Here is a 21,177-nt window from a genome sequence, read left to right on the forward strand (position 1 = left end):
AATTTGTTACTTTTCGACTCTCAAATTTTTTAAAATGAAGAGCGTTAAAGGCCAACTTGTTGATATCGAAAACCGCCGAATTTTCCCTGCGGAAGTTATCATAGAAAATAAAAAGATCGTCGAAATTAAAGAATCCAAGCATAACGAAAAGCAGTTCATTATGCCGGGATTTATCGATGCGCACATCCATATTGAAAGCTCGATGTTAGTGCCGTCTGAATTCGCCCGAGTTGCAACTATCCATGGTACAGTAGCTACGGTCTCAGATCCTCATGAAATTGCCAATGTTCTAGGGATTGAAGGCGTAAATTTTATGATAGAGAATGGTAAAAAAGTACCTTTAAAATTTCATTTTGGAGCTCCAAGTTGTGTTCCGGCTACCACTTTTGAAACGGCCGGAGCGGTTATTGATTCAGAAGCAATTAAAGAATTGATGCAATCTCCTGATATTTTTTATCTGGCTGAAATGATGAATTATCCCGGAGTCCTTTATAACGATCCTGAAGTATTTGAAAAAATAAAATGGGCGCAACATTTTAAAAAACCTGTAGATGGCCATGCTCCCGGACTTCGTGGAAAAGAGGCCTCAACATACGCAAAAGCAGGCATTACTACCGATCACGAGTGTTTTACGTACGAAGAGGCTGAAGAAAAACTTGCTTTAGGAATGAAAATTTTGGTGCGTGAAGGAAGCGCTGCTAAAAATTTTGAAGCGCTTATCGACCTATTGCCCGAGCATTATGAAAATATGATGTTTTGCTCTGATGATAAGCACCCGGACGATCTTATCTTAGGGCATATCAATCAGCTTTGCCAGCGTGCGGTCACCAAAGGAATCGATGTTTTTAAAGTATTGCAAGCTGCCTGCATAAATCCGGCAAAACATTATAATTTAAATGTTGGTTTGCTGAAAGAAGGTGATACGGCCGATTTTATTTTGGTAGAAAACCTTACCGATTTTAAGGTTTTGAAAACTTATATCGACGGTGAAGTCGTTGCTGAAAATGGCAAATCTCATATTCCATCTATTCAATTTAAAACACCGAATAATTTTAATATTTCTGAAAAGTCCATTGAAGATTTTGTGCTGAAAGCCAATACAGAAAATGTTCGAGTAATTGAAGCCTTGGATGGTGAACTAATTTCTAACGAAATCGAAGCAAAAGCAGTTTTGAAAAACGGTTCACTTTCGTCGAATATCGAAAATGATATTTTAAAAATTTCTGTAGTTAACCGCTACGAAAACAAAGCACCTGCTGTAGCCTTTATAAAAAATTTCGGACTAAAAAAAGGAGCGATTGCCAGCTCAGTTGGGCACGATTCGCATAATATTATCGCCGTTGGAACTACCGATGAAGAAATTTGTAAAGCTATAAACATCATTATCAAAAACAAAGGCGGAATTTGCGCCGTTGATGGTGAAAATCAAAAATCACTTCCTTTACCCATAGCAGGAATCATAAGCGATAAAGATGGTTGGGAAACAGGGAAATTATATGAAGAAATAGACAAAATGGCTAAAGATTTAGGCAGCACCTTAAAAGCTCCTTTTATGACCTTATCGTTTATGGCTTTACTCGTAATCCCAGATCTTAAATTATCAGACAAAGGTTTATTTAGTGGAAAGAAATTTGAGTTTGTAAATACCCTAAAATAATTACGCAACTAATTGATAGTCTAAGCATCTAGATAAAAAAACAAGATTGTGAAAAAACTATTCTTTTTTTTATTAACCTCTGCTTTTCTATTATTTACATCTTGTAAAGACAATAATGAAGATGATATTATTTGTTGCGCAAATTATGATTTGGAAATTAATATTGTTCCTAAAAATCAAGATGGAGAAAATCTAATAGAGACAGAAGCTGTAACCATAGAAAATATTGCGCTATTTTACGAAATAGATGGAGAATGGAAAGCATCAGATAATTACAACATTGTATCATTATCAGAAAAACAAGATTTTCTAATGATTGCGGCAAATAATGAAATTGATCAAAATAATCGATCCGAAACTAAACTCATCATTAATGGTGAGGAATCGTTAATTACTTCTGAATTCAATACAAAGAATGGAGCAGTTATTATAAAAATATGGCTCAATAACCAAGTTGTTTTCGATGCGAGTTCTAACAAGGGGGCTAAAAGCATCGAAATTCTTTTATAAATTTTTATTTTAAAAATCCATTCTAAAAAATCCCTCACTTTTATATTGTAAAGAGCATATAGCATTACTGTTGAAGGAAATTTTTAAATTCTCAATTTCAGCCTGAAATATTAAAATATTCTTAAAATTCCAACTTTCTATTTTTAATCTGTAACAATTCAGATTTTCGCGCGTCTTTTAGGTAAACAATCATTTATCAATCATTAAATCATTCATCATGAAAAAATCAATGTTTACCTTCGCTTTAGCTTTAGTACTTAATTTTGGATTTGCTAATGCAGCTGCAATCGACAACGATCCAAAAGATCCAGCAAAATTTTCTATTGAAAATCTGGCCGCAACTGAATTAAGTTCATTTTGTAAAGCTATTGTTGCCGGAAATTACGAAATGGTTTCACAACTTATCGAACTGGGAGAAGACATTAACCAAAAGTCTTTAGGAAGAACTCCTGCGATGTACGCCGCTCGATACAACAAAGCTGAAATTTTATCACTTTTAATTGAAAAAGGAGCCGATCTTAAAGCTAAATCTGAAAAAGAAAATAAGACTGCGAAAGAACTTGCTAAACTTTCTAATGCCAAAGAATCCATGAAAGTACTGGAAGAATTAGAGAAATAATTATTCCATTCTGAATTATGCCTAAAGTGCTATTCTAAAAAAAAGAATAGCACTTTTTTTATAAAATCTCCTTTATGATCTTTTGAATTTCAGGAATCATACTCTCCTCAAACCAAGGATTCTTCATTCGCCAGAATCGATTGACGGGTGAAGGATGAGGCAAAGGTAAATAGTCCGGTAAAAATTCTTCGAAATTAGAAACTTTTTGGGTTAGATTTTTACGCTCAGATTTTGGCAAATAGTATTTGCTTGCATAAGAACCTATTAGAATTTTAAGCTTTACATTTTTCAACTTATCAAATACCTGATTATGCCAAAGAGGGGCACATTCTTTTCTTGGTGGCAAATCACCGGTTTTAGCTTTACCGGGATAACAAAAGCCCATTGGTAAAACGGCAAAATTAGATGGATTGTAGAATGTTTTTTCATCTACATCCAACCATTCCCGCAACTTTTTACCGCTTTGATCATTCCAGGCAATTCCTGTTTCATGTACGATTCTACCCGGTGCCTGACTAATTAATATGATCTTAGAATCTTTAACACCTTCAATAATTGGGCGCGGGCCTAATGGTAAATGTTCTTTACAAACTTCACAATCGCGTATTTCCTTCAATAAATCCTGCATTATTTTTTGCCGGCTACGATAATTACAATTTCGCCTTTTGGTGGTTTTTCAGTATAATGTTTCAAAACCTCTTCCGCAGTACCTCTAATAGTTTCTTCGTGAAGTTTCGTAATTTCTCTTGAAACTGAAACCTGCCGATCACCGCCAAAGTATTCGGAAAAATGAGTTAGCGTTTTAATTAATTTGTGCGGAGATTCGTAGAAGATCATCGTTCGGCTTTCTTCTGACAAAATTTTTAATCGTGTTTGTCGCCCTTTTTTAACCGGTAAAAATCCTTCGAATATAAACTTATCATTGGGCAAACCACTGTTTACTAATGCCGGCACAAAGGCCGTAGCCCCAGGAAGACAATCTACCTCTACCCCTGCTTCGACGCAGGCTCGTGTTAATAAAAACCCAGGATCTGAAATTGCCGGGGTGCCTGCATCGCTTATTAACGCAAAAGTTTCACCAGCTTTTATTCTTTCTACTAATCCTTCAACCGTCTTATGCTCATTATGCATATGATGACTTATCATTTGGGTAGAAATTTCAAAATGCTTTAGTAATTTACCGCTATTGCGTGTGTCCTCAGCTAAAATCAAGTCGGCTTCTTTTAAAACTTTTATTGCTCTAAAAGTGATATCTTCAAGATTACCTATTGGAGTGGGAACCAAAAAAAGTTTTCCCATAAATTATTGTTGAAATTTATTTGCGATCACCTGTACAAATCGATCTTCGTACTGTTCTTTCCCTTCCCAGTCGTTATAGTCTGGCTTTACCACCATTTGGATAAACTTATAGGCTTCGGTAAAATCGCTAAAAGTATTTAACTGGGATAACACTCGATTATAATCTGCGGCATCACCATTAAAAAGATGCTTGATATAAGCTAAACGATCATTAAGACCAATACTAATACCACTTTTTAAGCGATCGTTTACCGATTTTGGACGATTTGCGCCTTGTTTATTATTCAGCGGTTCAAAATCTGGAAGATTATCATAATCTACTCCTATTTGTCTAAAATCATTTGAATTGGATTCTGGTTCTTTAGGTTCAACCTCATCAAATAATTGTGGTGTTTCTTGCTCTGGTCTTGCAGTTTCTTCTTCCTTCGGTTTTGGAGCTTCTTCTTCCTTCGGCTCGAATATAGGAGGTTCAGCAAAATGCTCTTCAGGAATTTCTGGCGCTACTGGAGTTTTTTGTTCTTCAGTTTCCGCTTCTGGCTCTGTAGTTTTTTCAGATGAAGGCCAATCTTTATCTGGATTTTCCTCTAGTTCTGGTTTTATTTTAGACCAATCGTCGTTAAGCGCCTGCATCAAAAGATCAAGACCTTCAGTTTCTGGTGGCATTTGCGCCACGATATCCTTTATTTTTTCCGTAGCAGGTTCAGTTATAGCGTCGCTATCATTAAACTCTGTCCCGTCTGGCACATAATATTTCCCTTCTTTATTTGTGGTTTGGGATTGTGTTCTTGAAGGTTGCGGTTTAGAGGGTGCAAAAGTATCATCAGCATAACTCACTGCTGCTATAGCCGCTTGCTGTTCTTTAGGTTGATCTTCCTCCAAATTAGAAAATGTAAATTGTAATATTGTAAGTTTTTCATAAAGAACTTTAGCCTCTTGCTTCAGCTGATCTACATGCTTTTCTGCATCTCCATCAAGTATGTTTTGTGCCAGCGTTTTCAATTCAGCTTCTATTTTCTTCTTCATAACTTTAGTGATTAGCCCTACTTACGGGGTTGGATTTTTAATAAATTTGTTCCACCTTTATATATAAAGAGGTTGTTTCCCATTTCGATCTGAAAATTACAAAATGTTTCTCGAAAATACAGTAAATCACGAAGAGCAATTTGGCTGGATAGAGGTAATTTGCGGTAGCATGTTCTCTGGAAAGACTGAGGAGCTAATCCGTCGCCTTAAGCGAGCCCAATTTGCAAAACAAAAAGTAGAAATCTTTAAACCGGCTATCGACACTCGATACGACGAAGAAATGGTTGTTTCTCACGATGCTAACGAAATTAGATCTACACCTGTCCCATCTGCTTCTAACATAAGACTACTTGCCGATGGTTGTGATGTGGTTGGAATAGACGAAGCTCAGTTTTTTGATAACGAGATCGTCACGGTTTGTAACGATCTTGCAAATCGCGGAATTCGTGTGGTTGTGGCAGGTCTCGATATGGATTTTAAAGGAAATCCTTTTGGCCCAATGCCCAATCTTATGGCCACCGCAGAGTATGTTACTAAAGTTCATGCGGTTTGTACGCGTACCGGAAATTTAGCACAATATAGCTTTAGAAAAGCGATTAGCGATGATTTGGTTTTTCTTGGTGAAACCGAAGAATATGAGCCATTAAGTAGAGCTGCGTATTACCGAGCAATGAAGAATGAAAAAATTAGAAAGCTTGAAGTGAAGGAAGCTGAAGAAATTAAGCCTAATTTAAAAGAAAAAAATGCCTAAAGCTCAGGAAACTGTTCTTGAAATCGATCTAAATTCTTTAGAACATAATTATCATTATTTAAGATCTAAGATTACCCCGGGTGTAAAAATGCTTGGTGTAGTAAAAGCTTTTGCCTACGGAAGCGATTCTGTTGCCATTGCTAAAAGATTAGAGAAAATTGGCATAGACCATTTTGCGGTAGCGTATACCAAAGAAGGAGAAACCATTAGAAGCGGTGGGATTGAAAAACCAGTTTTAGTGCTTCATCCACAAACGCACAGTTTTCAAGCATTAATAGACCATTGTCTTACTCCCAGTCTATACAGTTTATATATTTTAAAAGAGTTTATTAAAAAAGCTGAACAATTAAAACTTGAAAATTACCCGGTTCATATCAATATAAATACAGGACTGAATCGGCTTGGTTTTGATCCTGATGATATTGAAGAAGTAATTTCGATCTTCCAGAATACTTCAGCAATAAAATTGGTAGGCATGTATTCTCATCTTGCGGCTAGTGAGGATATGGCTTTAAAAGATTTTTCGCAATCTCAAATTGTGAATTTTATAGCTACTTCAGAAAAAATAATTGCGGCTTTTAATCATAAGATTTTAAGGCATATGTGCAATACTTCGGGAATTTTAAATTATCCCGAAGCAAGTTTCGATATGGTTAGAAGCGGAATTGGGCTTTATGGTTACGGAAATTCTAGCGAGCATGATTCTCATCTAAAACCAGTCGCTACACTTAAAACTATTATTTCACAAATTCATCATATCAAAAAAGGTGAAAGTGTTGGCTATAATAGAGGGTTTATCGCTAATCGAGATACGATTACTGCCACGTTGCCACTTGGCCATGCCGACGGTATTAGCAGGATTTACGGGAAGCAGAAAACTGCTGTGCTAATTAATGGCGAAGAAGCACCCATTATTGGTAATGTTTGCATGGATATGCTGATGGTTGATGTTACCGATATCGACTGTAAAGAGGGAGACGAGGTAATTTTCTTCGGAAAAGAAAGAAGCGCTGAAAAATTTGCAAATAGAGCAGGAACCATCTCTTACGAACTTGTAACCGCTATCTCCCAGAGAGTTAAAAGACTTATAATAGATTAGATTTTATATTTTTTTTCAGTAATATCGTACTATGTAAATATTCAATTCCTATTGCATGAGTTTATATTCCGACTTTAAGAAATTTATAATGAAGGGCGACATTGTGGCCCTTGCTACAGCCGTTGTAATTGGTGCTGCCTTTAAAACCATTGTAGACTCTGTGGTTAAAGATGTTATTACTCCAATTATTGGCGTGCTTACAGGCGGTACAGATTTTACCAGAAAGTTTGTTGCTTTAGATGGCCAAACCTATGCTAATTTAGATGCTGCCAGAGAGGCTAAAGCAGCTGTAATTACTTATGGCAATCTAATTCAGGCAATTATCAATTTTCTAATTGTCGCATTATTTATATTTTTGTTCTTAAGAGCATACGAAAAGACAAAGAAAAAAGAAGATCCAAAACCTGTTGCAGCTCCAAAAGGGCCAACACAGGAAGAACTTTTAGCCCAAATAAGGGACGAATTGAAAAAGCAAAATGGCGATGCTATTAATTAGCATTTAACAATACGTGCACCGCTATACTGCACTTTTTAAATAGCAAATATGTATAATAAAACCCCTCTTTTTAGAGGGGTCTTTTTTTTAACAAAAATCAGAAATACGTTTAAAAAGATAATTTTATCTCAAAAAACTAACTTATATGATCGATAGATCCTAACAGGTATGATACATTTGTAAAAGATTAAATTTAAAATTCATAAAACCATCTGTTAACACAGATAAAATTAATAAATAATGAAAGTAGCAGTTGTTGGCGCTACCGGAATGGTAGGGCAGGTTATGTTAAAAGTACTAGCCGAAAGAGATTTTCCTATAACCGAATTATTACCGGTTGCATCAGAAAAATCGGTTGGAAAGAAAGTAACTTATAAGGATAAAGAATATACTATTATCGGCCTTGCTGATGCTGTTGCTGCCAAACCAGAAATCGCTATTTTTTCTGCCGGTGGAGGAACTTCTTTAGAATGGGCTCCAAAATTTGCTGAAAACGGTACGACTGTTATCGATAATTCTTCGGCATGGAGAATGGATCCTTCTAAAAAGCTGGTTATTCCAGAAATTAACGCTTCAGAATTAACAAAAGAAGATAAAATTATTGCCAATCCTAACTGTTCAACAATTCAGTTATTAATGGCTTTAAAACCACTGCATGACAAATATACTATTAAACGTGCGGTAGTTTCTACATATCAGTCGATCACAGGTACAGGAGTTAAAGCAGTACAGCAGTTAGAAAACGAATACGAAAACAAAGAAGGAGAAATGGCCTATCCTTATCCAATTCACCGTAATGCCTTACCACATTGTGATGTTTTTCAGGATAATGGATACACCAAAGAAGAAATGAAACTGACCAATGAGACGAAAAAGATCTTAGGAGATGATTCTGTATCATTAACCGCTACAGCTATTCGTATCCCTGTTGTTGGCGGGCATAGTGAGTCTGTAAATCTTGAATTCGAAAATGATTTTACCGAAGCCGATGTTCGCAGACTTTTAAATGATTTCCCTGGCGTTACTGTTCAGGATAATCCAGATACCAACACCTACCCAATGCCAATTTATGCTGAAGGTAAAAATGATGTATTTGTAGGTAGAATTCGTCGTGATTATTCACAACCAAATTCTTTAAATCTTTGGGTAGTTGCAGATAACCTAAGAAAAGGAGCTGCTACCAATGCTGTTCAAATCGCTGAATATTTAATGGAAAACAAGCTGGTTTAAGTCTATTTTCCCTTTCAAATTATATTTACGAGGTTGTTGTTTTCAGCAACCTCGTTTTTTATTTATAAATTTAAGCTTTCCACAAAACCTCACGCATATGAAAAAAATAGTAATTGGAGTTTTTACACTTGCCGCGCTGGCTTCCTGTAAAGATTCCGAAGAAACAAAAAAAGAAAAAGACACTGCTTTGAATTTAAACTATCCCGAAACCAAAAAAGTAGATACCGTAACCGATTATTTTGGCACCAAAGTTAAAGATCCTTATCGCTGGTTAGAAGACGATCGCAGTACTGAAACCGAAGAATGGGTTAAAGCTGAAAACAAAGTCACTTTTGGATATTTAGATAAGATTCCATTTAAAGAGGACTTAAAAAAACGCCTTTCTGAAATATGGAATTATGAGAAAATCGGCGCCCCTCATAAAGAGGGAGATTACACCTATTTCTCTAAGAACGATGGTTTACAAAATCAATACGTAATCTACCGTCGTAAAAATGAGAATGATGAACCAGAAGTTTTTCTTGATCCTAATAAATTTAGTGAAGATGGAACCACTTCTTTAAGCGGATTAAGTTTTTCTGAAAACGGAAAAATGGCAGCTTATAGTATTTCTGAAGGAGGAAGCGATTGGAGAAAAGTGATCGTACTGGACGCTGAAACAAAAGAAGTAGCTGAAGATACTTTAAAAGACATCAAATTCAGTGGTATTTCCTGGAAAGGCAATGAAGGTTTCTATTATTCAAGCTACGAAAAGCCTAAAGGGAGTGAGCTTTCAGCAAAAACAGATCAACATCGTTTATTCTATCACAAAATTGGGACGCCACAATCTGAAGATCAAATGATCTTTGGCGGAACACCAGATCAAAAACATCGTTACGTTGGCGGTAGTGTGAGTGAAGACAATAAATATTTATTTATATCTGCCCGAAATTCGACATCTGGAGGTAAACTTTTTATGATGGATCTATCGAAAAAGAATCCTGAATTAAAGACGATTATCGACAACGAAGACACCGATACTTATGTGATCGAAAACGAAGGCAGCAAACTTTATATCGTTACCAATCTTGATGCACCAAATCAACGAATCGTAACTGTAGATGCAGCAAATCCAACTCCAGAAAACTGGAAAGATTTTATTCCTGAAACCAAAAATGTACTTAGCCCATCTACCGGTGGTGGTTATTTTTTTACTGAATATATGGTAGATGCTGTTTCGCAAGTAAAACAATACGATTACGACGGAAAACTGGTTCGTGAAATAGAATTACCGGGATTAGGTTCTGCTGGTGGTTTTGGCGCTAAAAAAGATGCCGATACTTTATACTATTCGTTTACAAATTATGTGACTCCCGGTACTATTTACAAATATGATATCGAAGAAGGAACTTCAGAGGTTTACAATAAACCAAACATAAATTTTAATCCAGATGACTACGAAAGTCGCCAGGTTTTCTATAAATCTAAAGACGGCACAAAAATTCCTATGATCATCACCGCTAAAAAAGGAGTGGAACTTGATGGTAAAAACCCAACGATCTTATACGGTTACGGCGGATTCAATATTAGTTTAACGCCTTCTTTTAGTACAGCAAATGCAGTTTGGTTAGAGCAAGGCGGAGTATATGCTGTTCCAAACCTACGTGGCGGTGGCGAGTACGGTCGTGCCTGGCATGATGCCGGGACTAAAATGCAAAAGCAAAATGTATTTGACGACTTTATCGCTGCTGCAGAATATCTAATTGAAAACAAATACACTTCAAAAGATTATTTAGCGATTAGAGGTGGTTCTAACGGAGGTTTATTGGTTGGGGCAACAATGACGCAGCGCCCGGATCTTATGAAGGTAGCATTGCCTGCTGTTGGCGTGATGGATATGTTACGATACCATACCTTTACCGCAGGAGCCGGTTGGGCGTATGACTATGGAACTTCTGAAGATAGTAAAGAAATGTTTGAGTACATTTACGATTATTCGCCAGTTCATAATGTAAAAGAAGGTGTTGAATATCCAGCAACCCTGGTTACAACAGGAGATCATGATGATCGTGTGGTACCTGCGCATTCTTTTAAATTCGCAGCAGAATTACAAGAAAAACAAGCCGGAGATGCACCTGTTCTTATTAGAATTGAAACCAAAGCTGGTCACGGTGCCGGGAAACCAACCAGTATGATCATCGAAGAATATGCCGATATTTTTGGTTTTACTTTATACAATATGGGTTTTGAAAAACTACCAAGTGAAAATACAGAATTGCAGGATTAGATTATTGAATGATAATAAAGCACGTCATCTTGAACTCTAATTTAGGATTTCATCATAAATGCTTTTAAAATTCAATATGAGATTCCGGATTGAGTTCGGAATGGCAGAAATGTCCATTGTTCTCATACAAATTAAATAAAATTCTGAAAAACACATTTCCCGCCAGGTTTTCAAATTCGATGAAATCTGGCGGTTTTTTATTTCCAAAACTTGCAAATTTGGGTATCTTCAACCTTCCTAAAACGACACTAATTATGCTGAAGTTAGAAAACGTATCCTTTGCTTACGAGAATGGAGAACAGGTTTTGGACCATATCAATTTAACCGCAAAGCGTGGTGAAAATATCTCGATTATTGGCGAAAGTGGCTGCGGTAAAAGTACTTTGCTTCAGCTAATCTATGGATTATTGCACACCGATGGAAAGATATTTTGGGGAGAAGAAGAGTTGCTTGGCCCTAAGTTTAATTTGGTGCCCGGTGAAGATTTTATAAAATATCTGGCTCAGGATTTCGATCTAATGCTTCCGCTAAGTGTTGCTGATAACGTAGGGAAATACTTAAGTAATATGTATCCGGTAAAGAAGAAAAAGCGGATTCAGGAATTACTGGAAGTGGTAGAAATGGGAGATATGGCCCATAAAAAAACCAAACTCCTTAGTGGCGGCCAGCAGCAACGTGTAGCCCTTGCTAGAGCTCTCGCCAAAGAACCAGAAATGGTTTTGCTAGATGAGCCTTTTAGCCATATCGATCATTTCAGAAAAAATAATCTTCGCCGTAAAGTTTTTAAGTATTTAAAAGAGCAGAATATTACCTGCATAATTGCCACTCATGATATTACCGATGCCCTGGCTTTTGCAGACACTACGATGGTTTTAAAAGATCATAAGATTTATGCAAAAGCGAGTCCGGAAGATTTATATAACAATCCGCCAAACAAATATGTTGCCTCCTTGTTTGGCGATGTTAATGAGGTGATGCTGAAAGATATTGTTCAGAATGAGACTTCAACAAAAAAAATCATCCTTTATCCTGAAGAACTAAAAGTTAGTCGAAAATCTCCAATTAAAGCACAAGTTATTGCATCCTATTTTAAAGGCAGTAATTATCTAATTGAAGCAAATTTAAATGGCACTATCGTTTTTGCTGAACATCGCTCGGCTATCCCTAGCGGAGCTCCCGTGTATTTTGTGATTTCTAAACCACTAATAGAAAAGCGAAAAAATAATTAAAACTTATAGCCTAAGCTTAACTGAAAATTATTTTCTTTTCCTTCAATTTTAGACGAATTTATATTGGGTGGAGTACCTAACTGAAATTCTCGATCCAAAACATTAGAAAGACCTATTACATATCTTACGCTAACTGTAAAATCGGCAATATCTACACCTAAATTAATTAAAGCCCCAAAGAGAACATTTTCGTATTGATCTTTATTTAATTCAGTATTTGCAAGAAATCCTATTTGAGGACCAACACCAAGATGAACCGGAGCCACAGGATACCATTTTAAAAACACAGGAATATTTATATAATCTGCGTATTGATCTTTTACCCCTTCCCTGGAATACAAAGCTTCGGCTTGTAATCCAAAAGAAGAATTTAAATCCAGACCAGCAAAAGCTCCAAAATGAAAGCCCGTCCCGTCATCATCACTAAAACGAAAGTCATTTGGACGATCTTCCAAAGTAATTTTAGTAAAATTTACACCAGCTTTTACACCAAAGGAAACTTGTGAAAAGCCAGAAAAACAGCACATCAAAAAGATGATTAGCGCACATTGATTTTTCATTGTAATTGATTGATAAATAGCGCACTAATATAATCTTTTTTTTAATCCACTGTAAAAATTTTATTTTTAATTCCGTTAAATTCAAATTCCTCACCTTCCGTCTTTCCCATTAATAGTCTTGCCACAGGTGAGTTCGCACCAACGCCATAAAAGGTGTGTTTATCAAGTTCCATTTTTCCTACGGGAATACTAATAAAGTAATTTGATGCGGAGGTTTTTACCAAGCAACCTAATTGAATTCTTTTAGAAGCCTCCCTGTTTTTAGCCAATTTTAGCGTATCTCTTTGTTGTTTAAATTCTTTGAGCTGGTTCGATAATTTATTCCATTCTTCACTCATCATTTCGCGCCCGGTTTCATATTTATCGCCGGCACTGTTTTTCCCTTCACTTTCCATATCTTCTTCAAGATCTTTCAGTGACTTGTTAATACGCTGAATTCGAGATTCAACATACTCATTACACATGGTATACAAATGGTCTTTTGTCGTCAAAATCTAAATCTATTTTTTCTTTATTTCTTTTGTTTTATTTAAATCAAACTCTCCGTAATATTTCATTTGTTGCGAGATCCAGTTCTTTCTACCGCTTATATAGCTACTTGCGGGATTAGCACGATATTCACGCGGATTAGGCAAAATAGCGGCAATGGCGGCAGCTTCAGCAGGACTTAAATTTATAGCATCCTTTTTAAACCAGGATTGGGCTGCTTCCTGTGCTCCGTAAACACTCTTGCCCATCTCAATGCTATTCAAATAAACTTCCAGGATACGCTCTTTGCTCCATAACAGTTCTATCAAGAAGGTAAAATAAGCCTCCAGTCCTTTACGTACATAATTTCTACCAGGCCATAAAAAGGCATTTTTCGCAGTTTGTTGTGAGATGGTACTGGCACCACGAACACGCTTTCCTTTTTTGTTATTCTCTATAGCTTTTCGAATAGCCTCGATATCAAAACCACTATGATTTTCGAAATTTTGATCTTCGCTGCAAATTACTGCGAGTTGCAGGTTTTTTGAAATATCTTCAATTGGGACCCAATCATGTTTTATTTCTTCATCTGGATGCTCGAAATATCTGATTGCCATAAGCGGTGTAAACGGTACCGGCAACCATTTAAAAATAAGCACCAGTAAAAAAGTGATTAGAAAGAACCACCCTATAAGTTTTGCTATAAATCGAAATATTTTTTTTATCATTCGCTAACTTTTGCCAGTTCTTTTCCTACTAAACTTCCAATTGAAATACCCATTCCTCCTAATTTTACACCATAAAAAACGTTATCTGATAAGTGACCAATTTCGGGTTTCTTATTAATTCCCACTCCCATAATCCCGCTCCATCGTTGGTCTATCTCGACCTTCTGATTGGGCAAAATACTTGTTTTAAGCAGTTCTTCTAATTTCTGCTGAATGATCTCGGTTTGCCCAAATTGGATGGTTTCCTCACCTTTTTTATCTAAGTTTCTTCCGCCACCAAAGAGAATTCTATTATTGATATTTCTGAAATAATAGAAGCCTTTATCTAAATGAAATGTTCCTTTAATTTGAAGGTTTTCTATAGGTTTTGTCACCAATACCTGTGCTCTTGCCGGCTTAACTTGGCTAATTCCAAATTTGGAAGCAAAGCCATTCGTGGCAATAAATAGCTTTCTACACTCCAATTCGAAATTTGATGTTTTTACGACCACTTTGTTACCTAAATCTTCAAAATTTTGGACGGCAATATTATTCAAAATTCGGATACCTTTTTTATAAACTTTTCGTAATAATTGTGTCATCATTTTCCCGGTATCGATCTGTGATTCAAATGGACTAAAAATGAGTTTTTCAGTAGTATTTTTGAAATTGAATTTATTATCAGAAAGCGAAAAACAATTGCTTTCAAAAACTTCATAGAGTAATCGATTAATATTGGTAATTTCAGCCACGCATTCTTCAAAAAGATTTTTGTCTTTTTCCAGAAAAACCTCGTACCCACCGTGATTTTTAAAGCCGATTTCATCATCACCAAAATTCTTCCGAAGTAATTTTAATCCATTCAATCGTTTCTGGATTAAAGCGACAACGTCTTCTTCGGGTAGCATTTTAAGATCTTCTAAGATTTCAGAAAGACTGCCAAAACAGACAAAACCAGCATTTTTTGTGCTTGCCCCTTCAGGCAACAAACCTTTTTCAAGAATTAAAATATTAGAACCCGGATAATCTTTATGAAGCTGAAGTGCACAATTTAGTCCCGTTATCCCACTTCCTACGATTACAAAATCGAGATCAGACAGCCAGCTTTTTTGCTCCCAATACGAAAAATTCATACTAAAAATTTACAAACTCAAATTACGGAAAGTTTTATAATTTCAGCTGTATTTAAAGAAAATGGAATGAATTTTCTTAATCGATTAAGAAAAATATTGAATTAAGAGCAAAAAAAAGCCTCGTAAAAACGAGGCTTCATTTTATTGAAAATCGATATTGATTAGTCTTCTGCTGGATTCATTTTAAAATCGTCCATAAATGCAGTGGTATAATTACCAGCTACATATCTTGGATCGTCCATCAACTGACGATGGAAAGGAATAGTAGTTTTAATTCCTTCGATCACGAATTCATCTAATGCTCGTTTCATTTTATTAATTGCCTCCTCACGCGTTTGTGCGGTAGTAATTAATTTAGCGATCATAGAATCGTAATGTGGCGGAATAATGTATCCACTGTACACATGGGTATCGATACGAATCCCGTGCCCGCCCGGAGTATGCAATGTCTCGATCTTTCCTGGTGATGGTCTAAAACCATTGTAGGGATCTTCAGCATTGATACGACATTCGATAGAATGTAATTGCGGCTCGTAGTTCTTCCCTGAAATCGGAATTCCTGCTGCAACTAAAATTTGTTCACGAATTAGGTCGTAATCGATCACCTGCTCTGTAATTGGATGCTCTACCTGAATACGAGTATTCATCTCCATAAAATAGAACTTACGGTGTTTATCCACTAAAAATTCTACCGTTCCAGCACCTTCATATTTAATGAATTCTGCTGCTTTTACTGCTGCTTCTCCCATTTGCTTACGCAACTTTGGCGTCATAAAAGGAGATGGAGTTTCCTCGGTTAATTTTTGGTGACGACGTTGTACAGAACAGTCTCTTTCTGAAAGGTGACAGGCCTTACCGGTTTGATCACCAATTACTTGAATTTCGATATGTCGAGGCTCTTCGATAAGTTTCTCCATATACATACCGTCATTTCCGAAAGCAGCTCCTGCTTCCTGACGTGCAGAATCCCAGGCTGCCTGAAGATTTTCTTCCTTCCAAACAGCGCGCATTCCTTTACCACCACCGCCGGCAGTAGCTTTAAGCATTACAGGAAAACCTATTTCTTTAGCTAATTTTAGACATTCGTCGTAATCTTTTAAGATCCCTTCAGACCCCGGAACGCAAGGAACTCCTGCAGCTTTCATTGTAGCTTTAGCAGTAGCTTTATCGCCCATTTTGCTAATCATCTCTGCGGAAGCACCAATAAATTTAATATCGTGTTCTTCACAAATCTTAGAAAACTTAGCATTCTCTGAAAGGAATCCGTATCCCGGGTGAATAGCATCAGCATTAGTTATTTCTGCTGCCGATATAATATTCGCAATCTTTAAATAAGATAAATTACTTTGAGGAGGTCCTATACATACCGCTTCATCTGCAAAACGGACGTGAAGACTTTCTGCATCTGCAGTAGAATAAACCGCTACCGTTTTTATCCCCATCTCTTTACAAGTACGGATAATACGCATTGCGATTTCTCCCCTATTGGCAATTAATATTTTTTTAAACATACCTGTGGTTTTTATTTACAGGAAAAAATCCTGTACAAAAATTGGCAAGAATTAAGAAGGATCTACTAAGAATAAAGGCTGATCGAACTCTACCGGAGACGAATCGTCTACCAATACTTTTACGATTTTACCAGAAACTTCACTTTCAATTTCATTGAAAAGTTTCATTGCCTCTATCACACAAAGTACATCACCTTCTTTTATAGTATCACCTACTTCTGCAAATACAGGCTTATCTGGTGAAGGCTTACGGTAAAAAGTTCCTATGATAGGAGATTTTACGGTAATATATTTAGCATTATCATCTTCAGCAGGTTTTGCTTCCTCTTTAGGCGCTGCCGTTTCTTGCGGTGCCGCAGGTGCAGGTGCTTGTTGTTGTACCGGCATTTGTGGTTGTACTTGGCCACCCATTGGCACTTGTTGCACAACAGTAGTTTCTTTTTCGTCTGAGCCTGTTCTAATCGTGATTTTCACATCACCGGTCTCCAGCTTTACCTCACTGGCACCAGACTTGGCAACAAACTTTATTAAATTCTGAATTTCTTTTAAATCCATAATAATAAGGGTGTTATTTTAAGAATTATAAGCCCATTTTAGATACGTAGCTCCCCATGTGAAACCACCTCCAAATGATGCAAATATTAGATTATCTCCTTTTTTAAATTTCTTTTCGTAATCACTAAGCAACAAAGGTAGTGTAGCAGAAGTTGTATTACCATATCTTTCGATATTCATTAGTACTTTTTCATCTACAACTCCCATTCTACTTGCAGTAGCGCCAATTATTCTTTTATTGGCCTGATGGGCAATAAGCCAATCAACATCTTCATTAGTCAAATTATTACGCTCCATAATCTGAGCGCTTACACCGGCCATGTTAGAAACAGCATATTTAAATACCGTTTTACCGTCTTGTTTTACGTAGTGTAGCTTTTTAGCGATAGTCTCTTCAGAGGGAGGTAATAAAGAACCGCCAGCCTCTATTCTGAGAGAATTTCTACCAATTGAATCACTTCTTAAAATTTCATCTTGAAGACCATAACCATCTTCGTTTGGCTCCATTAATACAGCTCCGGCTCCATCACCAAATATAATGCAGGTTGTCCTGTCTGTATAATCAATAATAGAAGACATTTTATCTGCTCCTATAACCAATACTTTTTTGTAACGGCCAGATTCTATATAGGCCGCACCTGTAGACATTGCATATAAAAAGCCTGAACAGGCTGCCTGTAAATCGTAGGAAAATGCATTAACGGCGCCAATTTCTGAAGCTACATGAACTCCTGTTGCAGCCACCGGCATATCTGGTGTTGCAGAAGCCAATATTACCATATCGATTTCTTCAGGGTTTAAACCAGATTTATTGATAAGGTCTTTAGCTGCCTGAATCCCTAAATATGAAGTTCCTTTATTGGGGTCTTTTAAAATTCTTCTTTCCTTAATTCCAGTTCTGGTAGTAATCCATTCGTCATTGGTTTCTACCATCTCCTCCAACATTTTGTTGGTCAACACATCTTCTGGCACATAGCCACCTACAGCTGTTATGGCTGCTGTGATTTTATTCATAGAATTGAATTTATACACCTTGTTTGCAGCTGGTTAGTGTACAAACAATTAGAGAAATGTACTAAAATTTCTGTAAACAGGGGTGCAAATTAAGGTCTTTTTGGGACTTAATCAACTAAAAACAAAAAACTCCCACGTTGTGAGAGTTTCTATATATTTCTTTGAAGCCCTAATCAAAATTAAGCTTCTACTTCTTCAGTGTTATCAATTAACACCTGGCCACGGTAGTATAATTTACCTTCGTGCCAGTGCGCTCTGTGATATAAATGTGCCTCACCAGTCGTAGGATCTGTAGCGATCTTTGGTGCTGTCGCTTTGTAATGAGTTCTTCTTTTATCCCTTCTGGTTTTAGATATCTTTCTCTTTGGATGTGCCATGGCTTACTATTATTTAATCGTTTAGTAAATTTTTTAATTTATCCCATCGGGGATCAATATCGTCCCCATCTTTCTTTTCTTTGCTGCCCAAGCTTAACTCTTCCAGTTTATCCAACACGTCAGATTTTAAGCTCCCGTCTTCTACTCCAGGATGAATCTTTTTTGCAGGAACTGCAAGAACAATTAGTTCATAAATATATTGCTGTACGTTTACTTCAAACTCACCATGTGGTATGATTAGCAAATCCTCATTGTCATCATTAAACTCTTCGCCAAATTTAATTACCAAAAATAAACTACTGTCTATTGGCTGGTCGTAAGGCTCGTTTGTAATGTCACAATTTACATTTACTGTTCCTGAAGCTTCAAAAGTAAGCTCCATCATTGTGGTTTTCTTTTCGAATAATAAGTCGACTTTAACATCGGCATTATTAAACTCTTCGTACTCTAAATGTTCAAAGAACTCATTGTCAATCTTGTACTCAAACTGGTGCTTTCCAAGCTTTAACCCCACAAAAGGGATCGTATAGGCTTTCATTTTCCTCATGTCGTCCTCAGTTTTGAGTTTTCGCCCTTTTACAAAGGCGGCTGCAAAGATAAAAAATAAAATAAACTAAAAGCTTTTTATAAACAATTTTTTGTTTATATCTTTTTACTCTGCCTTTTTAATGGATTTTCAGTTAATTCTATATACTCATTTCTACAGCTAGAAATCTCAATTGCCTTAAATACAGCTTCCTTAAACGAGCTTATATTGGCTGAGTTTGTTCCAGCAATTTCGAAGGCTGTTCCATGATCTGGTGAAGTTCTTACTTTACTTAGCCCTGCAGTGAAATTTACACCGCGTCCAAAAGAAAGTGTTTTAAATGGAATTAATCCCTGATCGTGATATGAAGCTATTACGGCATCAAAATTTTTATAATTTTTAGAGCCAAAAAAGCTGTCGGCTGAAAATGGCCCGTAAACCAACTCCCCTTTTTCTCGAAACTCATTAAGTGTAGGTTTTAAAACTTCTTCATCTTCTTTACCAATCACCCCATTATCTCCGCTATGTGGATTAATCCCTAAAACAGCTATTTTTGGCTTCCGAATTCTAAAATCCTGTTTTAAAGTTTGCTGAATAATTCTAATTTTCTTTTTAATTAATTCCGGAGTAATTACTTCAGCAATATCCTTTAATGCCACATGATCGGTAAGTAGACCAACTTTTAAATCGTCCGTAATCATAAGCATAAGACTTTCTCCTTGTAGTTCTTTCGCCAAATAATCAGTATGTCCTGGAAAATTAAATTTTTCTGACTGGATGGTGTGTTTATTAATTGGCGCAGTTACAAGAGCGTCAATTTTATCGTTCTTTAAAGCTTCAGTCGCAGCTTCCAGAGATTTAAAAGCATATTCCCCAACTTTTAAATCTTCTTCTCCAAAATTTATAGTTACGCTTTCTTTCCACACATTTACGATGTTAATTTTACCATCGATAACTTCTTCCGCATTATCAATACCCTGAAAGTTGATTCCGAGTTTATACTTTTTCTTTAAAAATGAAATAATTTTGGTAGAGGCAAATATGACGGGAGTACAAAATTCTAACATTCTTGAATCATCGAATGTTTTAAGTACAATCTCACTTCCAATACCATTCAAATCACCTATACTAATTCCTAGTTTTATCTTTTTAGGATGTTTCATACTTCCTTCAAATATATATTTTACTTTTACATAACAAATGTAACCAATATTATAGAATACATGTTTACTGGGATAATAGAAGAGGTAGGAAAAATAAAGAATCTGGCAAAAGAAGGATCAAATCTACATATTGAAATTGAAGCAAAAATGACTCCTGATCTAAAGATTGACCAAAGTGTCGCTCACAACGGCGTTTGCCTTACGGTAGTTTCAATAAAAGATTATAGCTATACTGTTACCGCTATTCAGGAAACGCTAAACAAAACCAATCTAAGTTCATTAGCTGAAAATGATTTTGTGAATTTAGAAAGAGGAATGAAGCTTGGCGATCGTTTAGACGGCCATATCGTACAGGGCCATGTAGACCAAACAGCGAAATGTATTGAAATTCTAGAGATCGATGGAAGCTGGCAATTTACTTTTGAATACGATCCAAAATTGAATAATATTACTATTGAAAAAGGTTCAATTACCGTAAACGGAGTAAGTCTTACGGTGGTTAATTCTAAAAGAAATTCTTTCTCTGTAGCAATTATCCCTTATACTTATGAGAATACGACTTTTAAACATCTTAAAGAAAGCTCTATTATCAATCTAGAGTTTGATGTTATTGGTAAGTATGTTAAAAGGATTACTGAACTCTCTTAGACTTTGTTTTATAAACATACATCGCACCGAATACCAATCCTGCAAAAAGCGTAAACGGAATTTCTTTGTCTATAGGAGCGTCCAATCCTGGTGGTGGCGGGCCTCCTGAGTTAGGAATGCATGAGCCCTCATAACATACATAATTAGGAGGACAAGTAGTACAATCATCAACTTCCGCTTGAGCGAATAACATTGAATTCATAAATAAAAAAAATATAGTAATTCTATTCTTCATATATTTATAGTACCTAATTAAATTTACGCAAAACAACTAACAAAGGTTTTATTTCAGGACACAAAACTACTTAATCCAAAGGCTTCTAACCTTTTTTTTCG

Annotated in this window: 24 protein-coding genes; 10 read left to right on the top strand and 14 right to left on the bottom strand. The window is 36.2% G+C overall.

All coding sequences use genetic code 11. The features are described 5' to 3' along the window. The first annotated feature begins 34 nt into the window (after nt 1-34). From ade to PBT89_RS16305, 3 genes are all read left to right on the top strand, one after another. On the top strand, nt 35-1,657 hold the full coding sequence (gene ade, locus PBT89_RS16295; protein WP_270062756.1) for an adenine deaminase: 1,623 nt from the start codon (nt 35-37) through the stop codon (nt 1,655-1,657). A gap of 48 nt (nt 1,658-1,705) precedes the next feature. After that, nucleotides 1,706-2,167, top strand: coding sequence for a hypothetical protein (locus tag PBT89_RS16300; RefSeq protein WP_270062757.1), 462 nt, complete (start codon nt 1,706-1,708; stop codon nt 2,165-2,167). A 217-nt stretch (nt 2,168-2,384) separates the two neighbouring features. Beyond that, nucleotides 2,385-2,786, top strand: a complete 402-nt coding sequence (locus PBT89_RS16305) for an ankyrin repeat domain-containing protein (protein ID WP_270062758.1) — start codon at nt 2,385-2,387, stop codon at nt 2,784-2,786. Between the two features lie 58 nt (nt 2,787-2,844). Here PBT89_RS16305 and PBT89_RS16310 read toward each other — a convergent pair whose 3' ends face one another. From PBT89_RS16310 to PBT89_RS16320, 3 genes are read right to left on the bottom strand one after another with little or no spacing between them, the layout of a single operon-like run. Beyond that, nucleotides 2,845-3,414, bottom strand: coding sequence for a uracil-DNA glycosylase family protein (locus PBT89_RS16310; RefSeq protein ID WP_270062759.1), 570 nt, complete (start codon nt 3,412-3,414; stop codon nt 2,845-2,847). Beyond that, a complete protein-coding gene (gene rsmI, locus PBT89_RS16315) occupies nt 3,414-4,085 on the bottom strand; it encodes a 16S rRNA (cytidine(1402)-2'-O)-methyltransferase (RefSeq protein WP_270062760.1) in 672 nt (223 codons plus the stop codon). Before rsmI ends, PBT89_RS16310 begins: the two co-directional genes overlap by 1 nt. 3 nt (nt 4,086-4,088) lie before the next feature. After that, nucleotides 4,089-5,108, bottom strand: a complete 1,020-nt coding sequence (locus tag PBT89_RS16320) for a hypothetical protein (protein WP_270062761.1) — start codon at nt 5,106-5,108, stop codon at nt 4,089-4,091. Between the two features lie 103 nt (nt 5,109-5,211). Between PBT89_RS16320 and PBT89_RS16325 the strand changes: the two genes are divergently transcribed. The 6 genes from PBT89_RS16325 to PBT89_RS16350 all read left to right on the top strand — a co-directional run bounded on the left by PBT89_RS16325 (nt 5,212) and on the right by PBT89_RS16350 (nt 12,179). After that, complete coding sequence (locus PBT89_RS16325) at nt 5,212-5,859, top strand: thymidine kinase (protein WP_270059855.1); 648 nt, start codon at nt 5,212-5,214, stop codon at nt 5,857-5,859. After that, a complete protein-coding gene (gene alr / locus PBT89_RS16330) occupies nt 5,852-6,958 on the top strand; it encodes an alanine racemase (RefSeq protein ID WP_270062762.1) in 1,107 nt (368 codons plus the stop codon). The genes PBT89_RS16325 and alr overlap by 8 nt, the downstream gene beginning before the upstream one ends. A 55-nt stretch (nt 6,959-7,013) precedes the next feature. After that, nucleotides 7,014-7,454, top strand: a complete 441-nt coding sequence (gene mscL / locus PBT89_RS16335) for a large conductance mechanosensitive channel protein MscL (protein ID WP_270062763.1) — start codon at nt 7,014-7,016, stop codon at nt 7,452-7,454. A 240-nt stretch (nt 7,455-7,694) separates the two neighbouring features. Then, a complete protein-coding gene (locus PBT89_RS16340) occupies nt 7,695-8,684 on the top strand; it encodes an aspartate-semialdehyde dehydrogenase (protein ID WP_270062764.1) in 990 nt (329 codons plus the stop codon). 97 nt (nt 8,685-8,781) lie between these two features. After that, nucleotides 8,782-10,950: a prolyl oligopeptidase family serine peptidase gene (locus PBT89_RS16345; RefSeq protein WP_270062765.1), complete on the top strand. Its 2,169-nt coding sequence runs from the start codon at nt 8,782-8,784 to the stop codon at nt 10,948-10,950. 254 nt (nt 10,951-11,204) lie between these two features. Then, nucleotides 11,205-12,179, top strand: coding sequence for an ABC transporter ATP-binding protein (locus PBT89_RS16350; RefSeq protein ID WP_270062766.1), 975 nt, complete (start codon nt 11,205-11,207; stop codon nt 12,177-12,179). On the opposite strand, the gene PBT89_RS16355 is transcribed toward PBT89_RS16350, so the two are convergent. From PBT89_RS16355 to pdxA, 10 genes are all read right to left on the bottom strand, one after another. Then, nucleotides 12,176-12,739, bottom strand: a complete 564-nt coding sequence (locus tag PBT89_RS16355) for a porin family protein (RefSeq protein ID WP_270062767.1) — start codon at nt 12,737-12,739, stop codon at nt 12,176-12,178. The genes PBT89_RS16350 and PBT89_RS16355 overlap by 4 nt on opposite strands. 41 nt (nt 12,740-12,780) lie before the next feature. Then, the gene (locus tag PBT89_RS16360; protein WP_270062768.1) at nt 12,781-13,230 is read right to left on the bottom strand and encodes a transcription elongation factor; all 450 of its coding nucleotides are present in this window, start codon (nt 13,228-13,230) and stop codon (nt 12,781-12,783) included. Between the two features lie 9 nt (nt 13,231-13,239). Continuing rightward, nucleotides 13,240-13,935 (bottom strand): monofunctional biosynthetic peptidoglycan transglycosylase, encoded by a 696-nt coding sequence (mtgA, locus tag PBT89_RS16365; RefSeq protein WP_270062769.1) that lies wholly within the window; start codon nt 13,933-13,935, stop codon nt 13,240-13,242. Continuing rightward, the gene (locus tag PBT89_RS16370) at nt 13,932-15,047 is read right to left on the bottom strand and encodes an NAD(P)/FAD-dependent oxidoreductase (protein WP_270062770.1); all 1,116 of its coding nucleotides are present in this window, start codon (nt 15,045-15,047) and stop codon (nt 13,932-13,934) included. The genes mtgA and PBT89_RS16370 overlap by 4 nt, the downstream gene beginning before the upstream one ends. Nucleotides 15,048-15,208: 161 nt before the next feature. Then, nucleotides 15,209-16,558 carry an acetyl-CoA carboxylase biotin carboxylase subunit gene (accC, locus tag PBT89_RS16375; RefSeq protein WP_270062771.1) on the bottom strand — a complete coding sequence of 450 codons (1,350 nt, stop codon included), beginning with the start codon at nt 16,556-16,558 and terminating at the stop codon, nt 15,209-15,211. Nucleotides 16,559-16,609: 51 nt separating this feature from the next. Continuing rightward, nucleotides 16,610-17,113 (bottom strand): acetyl-CoA carboxylase biotin carboxyl carrier protein, encoded by a 504-nt coding sequence (gene accB / locus PBT89_RS16380; protein WP_270059844.1) that lies wholly within the window; start codon nt 17,111-17,113, stop codon nt 16,610-16,612. An 18-nt stretch (nt 17,114-17,131) separates the two neighbouring features. Further along, the gene (locus PBT89_RS16385) at nt 17,132-18,127 is read right to left on the bottom strand and encodes a beta-ketoacyl-ACP synthase III (RefSeq protein ID WP_270059843.1); all 996 of its coding nucleotides are present in this window, start codon (nt 18,125-18,127) and stop codon (nt 17,132-17,134) included. 179 nt (nt 18,128-18,306) lie between these two features. Then, complete coding sequence (gene rpmF, locus PBT89_RS16390) at nt 18,307-18,504, bottom strand: 50S ribosomal protein L32 (RefSeq protein ID WP_270062772.1); 198 nt, start codon at nt 18,502-18,504, stop codon at nt 18,307-18,309. A 13-nt stretch (nt 18,505-18,517) separates the two neighbouring features. Continuing rightward, a complete protein-coding gene (locus tag PBT89_RS16395; protein ID WP_270062773.1) occupies nt 18,518-19,051 on the bottom strand; it encodes a YceD family protein in 534 nt (177 codons plus the stop codon). A 95-nt stretch (nt 19,052-19,146) separates the two neighbouring features. Then, nucleotides 19,147-20,193, bottom strand: coding sequence for a 4-hydroxythreonine-4-phosphate dehydrogenase PdxA (gene pdxA / locus PBT89_RS16400; RefSeq protein ID WP_270062774.1), 1,047 nt, complete (start codon nt 20,191-20,193; stop codon nt 19,147-19,149). A gap of 60 nt (nt 20,194-20,253) precedes the next feature. Between pdxA and PBT89_RS16405 the strand changes: the two genes are divergently transcribed. Further along, on the top strand, nt 20,254-20,841 hold the full coding sequence (locus PBT89_RS16405) for a riboflavin synthase (protein ID WP_270062775.1): 588 nt from the start codon (nt 20,254-20,256) through the stop codon (nt 20,839-20,841). On the opposite strand, the gene PBT89_RS16410 is transcribed toward PBT89_RS16405, so the two are convergent. After that, nucleotides 20,825-21,076 carry a hypothetical protein gene (locus PBT89_RS16410; RefSeq protein WP_270059838.1) on the bottom strand — a complete coding sequence of 84 codons (252 nt, stop codon included), beginning with the start codon at nt 21,074-21,076 and terminating at the stop codon, nt 20,825-20,827. The two genes, PBT89_RS16405 and PBT89_RS16410, sit on opposite strands and share 17 nt — an antisense overlap. Nucleotides 21,077-21,177: the final 101 nt, after the last annotated feature.

This window comes from Zunongwangia sp. HRR-M8, from assembly GCF_027594405.1.
GTDB lineage: Bacteria > Bacteroidota > Bacteroidia > Flavobacteriales > Flavobacteriaceae > Zunongwangia.

What these genes read in the sequence shown, in the direction of transcription:
- ade (WP_270062756.1), top strand. Translation starts at nt 35, where the DNA reads ATGAAGAGCGTTAAAGGCCAACTTGTTGATATCGAAAACCGCCGAATT.
- PBT89_RS16305 (WP_270062758.1), top strand. Translation starts at nt 2,385, where the DNA reads ATGAAAAAATCAATGTTTACCTTCGCTTTAGCTTTAGTACTTAATTTT.
- PBT89_RS16310 (WP_270062759.1), bottom strand. Translation starts at nt 3,414, where the DNA reads ATGCAGGATTTATTGAAGGAAATACGCGATTGTGAAGTTTGTAAAGAA.
- rsmI (WP_270062760.1), bottom strand. Translation starts at nt 4,085, where the DNA reads ATGGGAAAACTTTTTTTGGTTCCCACTCCAATAGGTAATCTTGAAGAT.
- PBT89_RS16320 (WP_270062761.1), bottom strand. Translation starts at nt 5,108, where the DNA reads ATGAAGAAGAAAATAGAAGCTGAATTGAAAACGCTGGCACAAAACATA.
- PBT89_RS16325 (WP_270059855.1), top strand. Translation starts at nt 5,212, where the DNA reads ATGTTTCTCGAAAATACAGTAAATCACGAAGAGCAATTTGGCTGGATA.
- alr (WP_270062762.1), top strand. Translation starts at nt 5,852, where the DNA reads ATGCCTAAAGCTCAGGAAACTGTTCTTGAAATCGATCTAAATTCTTTA.
- mscL (WP_270062763.1), top strand. Translation starts at nt 7,014, where the DNA reads ATGAGTTTATATTCCGACTTTAAGAAATTTATAATGAAGGGCGACATT.
- PBT89_RS16340 (WP_270062764.1), top strand. Translation starts at nt 7,695, where the DNA reads ATGAAAGTAGCAGTTGTTGGCGCTACCGGAATGGTAGGGCAGGTTATG.
- PBT89_RS16345 (WP_270062765.1), top strand. Translation starts at nt 8,782, where the DNA reads ATGAAAAAAATAGTAATTGGAGTTTTTACACTTGCCGCGCTGGCTTCC.
- PBT89_RS16350 (WP_270062766.1), top strand. Translation starts at nt 11,205, where the DNA reads ATGCTGAAGTTAGAAAACGTATCCTTTGCTTACGAGAATGGAGAACAG.
- PBT89_RS16355 (WP_270062767.1), bottom strand. Translation starts at nt 12,739, where the DNA reads ATGAAAAATCAATGTGCGCTAATCATCTTTTTGATGTGCTGTTTTTCT.
- mtgA (WP_270062769.1), bottom strand. Translation starts at nt 13,935, where the DNA reads ATGATAAAAAAAATATTTCGATTTATAGCAAAACTTATAGGGTGGTTC.
- PBT89_RS16370 (WP_270062770.1), bottom strand. Translation starts at nt 15,047, where the DNA reads ATGAATTTTTCGTATTGGGAGCAAAAAAGCTGGCTGTCTGATCTCGAT.
- accC (WP_270062771.1), bottom strand. Translation starts at nt 16,558, where the DNA reads ATGTTTAAAAAAATATTAATTGCCAATAGGGGAGAAATCGCAATGCGT.
- accB (WP_270059844.1), bottom strand. Translation starts at nt 17,113, where the DNA reads ATGGATTTAAAAGAAATTCAGAATTTAATAAAGTTTGTTGCCAAGTCT.
- PBT89_RS16385 (WP_270059843.1), bottom strand. Translation starts at nt 18,127, where the DNA reads ATGAATAAAATCACAGCAGCCATAACAGCTGTAGGTGGCTATGTGCCA.
- rpmF (WP_270062772.1), bottom strand. Translation starts at nt 18,504, where the DNA reads ATGGCACATCCAAAGAGAAAGATATCTAAAACCAGAAGGGATAAAAGA.
- PBT89_RS16395 (WP_270062773.1), bottom strand. Translation starts at nt 19,051, where the DNA reads ATGAGGAAAATGAAAGCCTATACGATCCCTTTTGTGGGGTTAAAGCTT.
- pdxA (WP_270062774.1), bottom strand. Translation starts at nt 20,193, where the DNA reads ATGAAACATCCTAAAAAGATAAAACTAGGAATTAGTATAGGTGATTTG.
- PBT89_RS16405 (WP_270062775.1), top strand. Translation starts at nt 20,254, where the DNA reads ATGTTTACTGGGATAATAGAAGAGGTAGGAAAAATAAAGAATCTGGCA.
- PBT89_RS16410 (WP_270059838.1), bottom strand. Translation starts at nt 21,076, where the DNA reads ATGAAGAATAGAATTACTATATTTTTTTTATTTATGAATTCAATGTTA.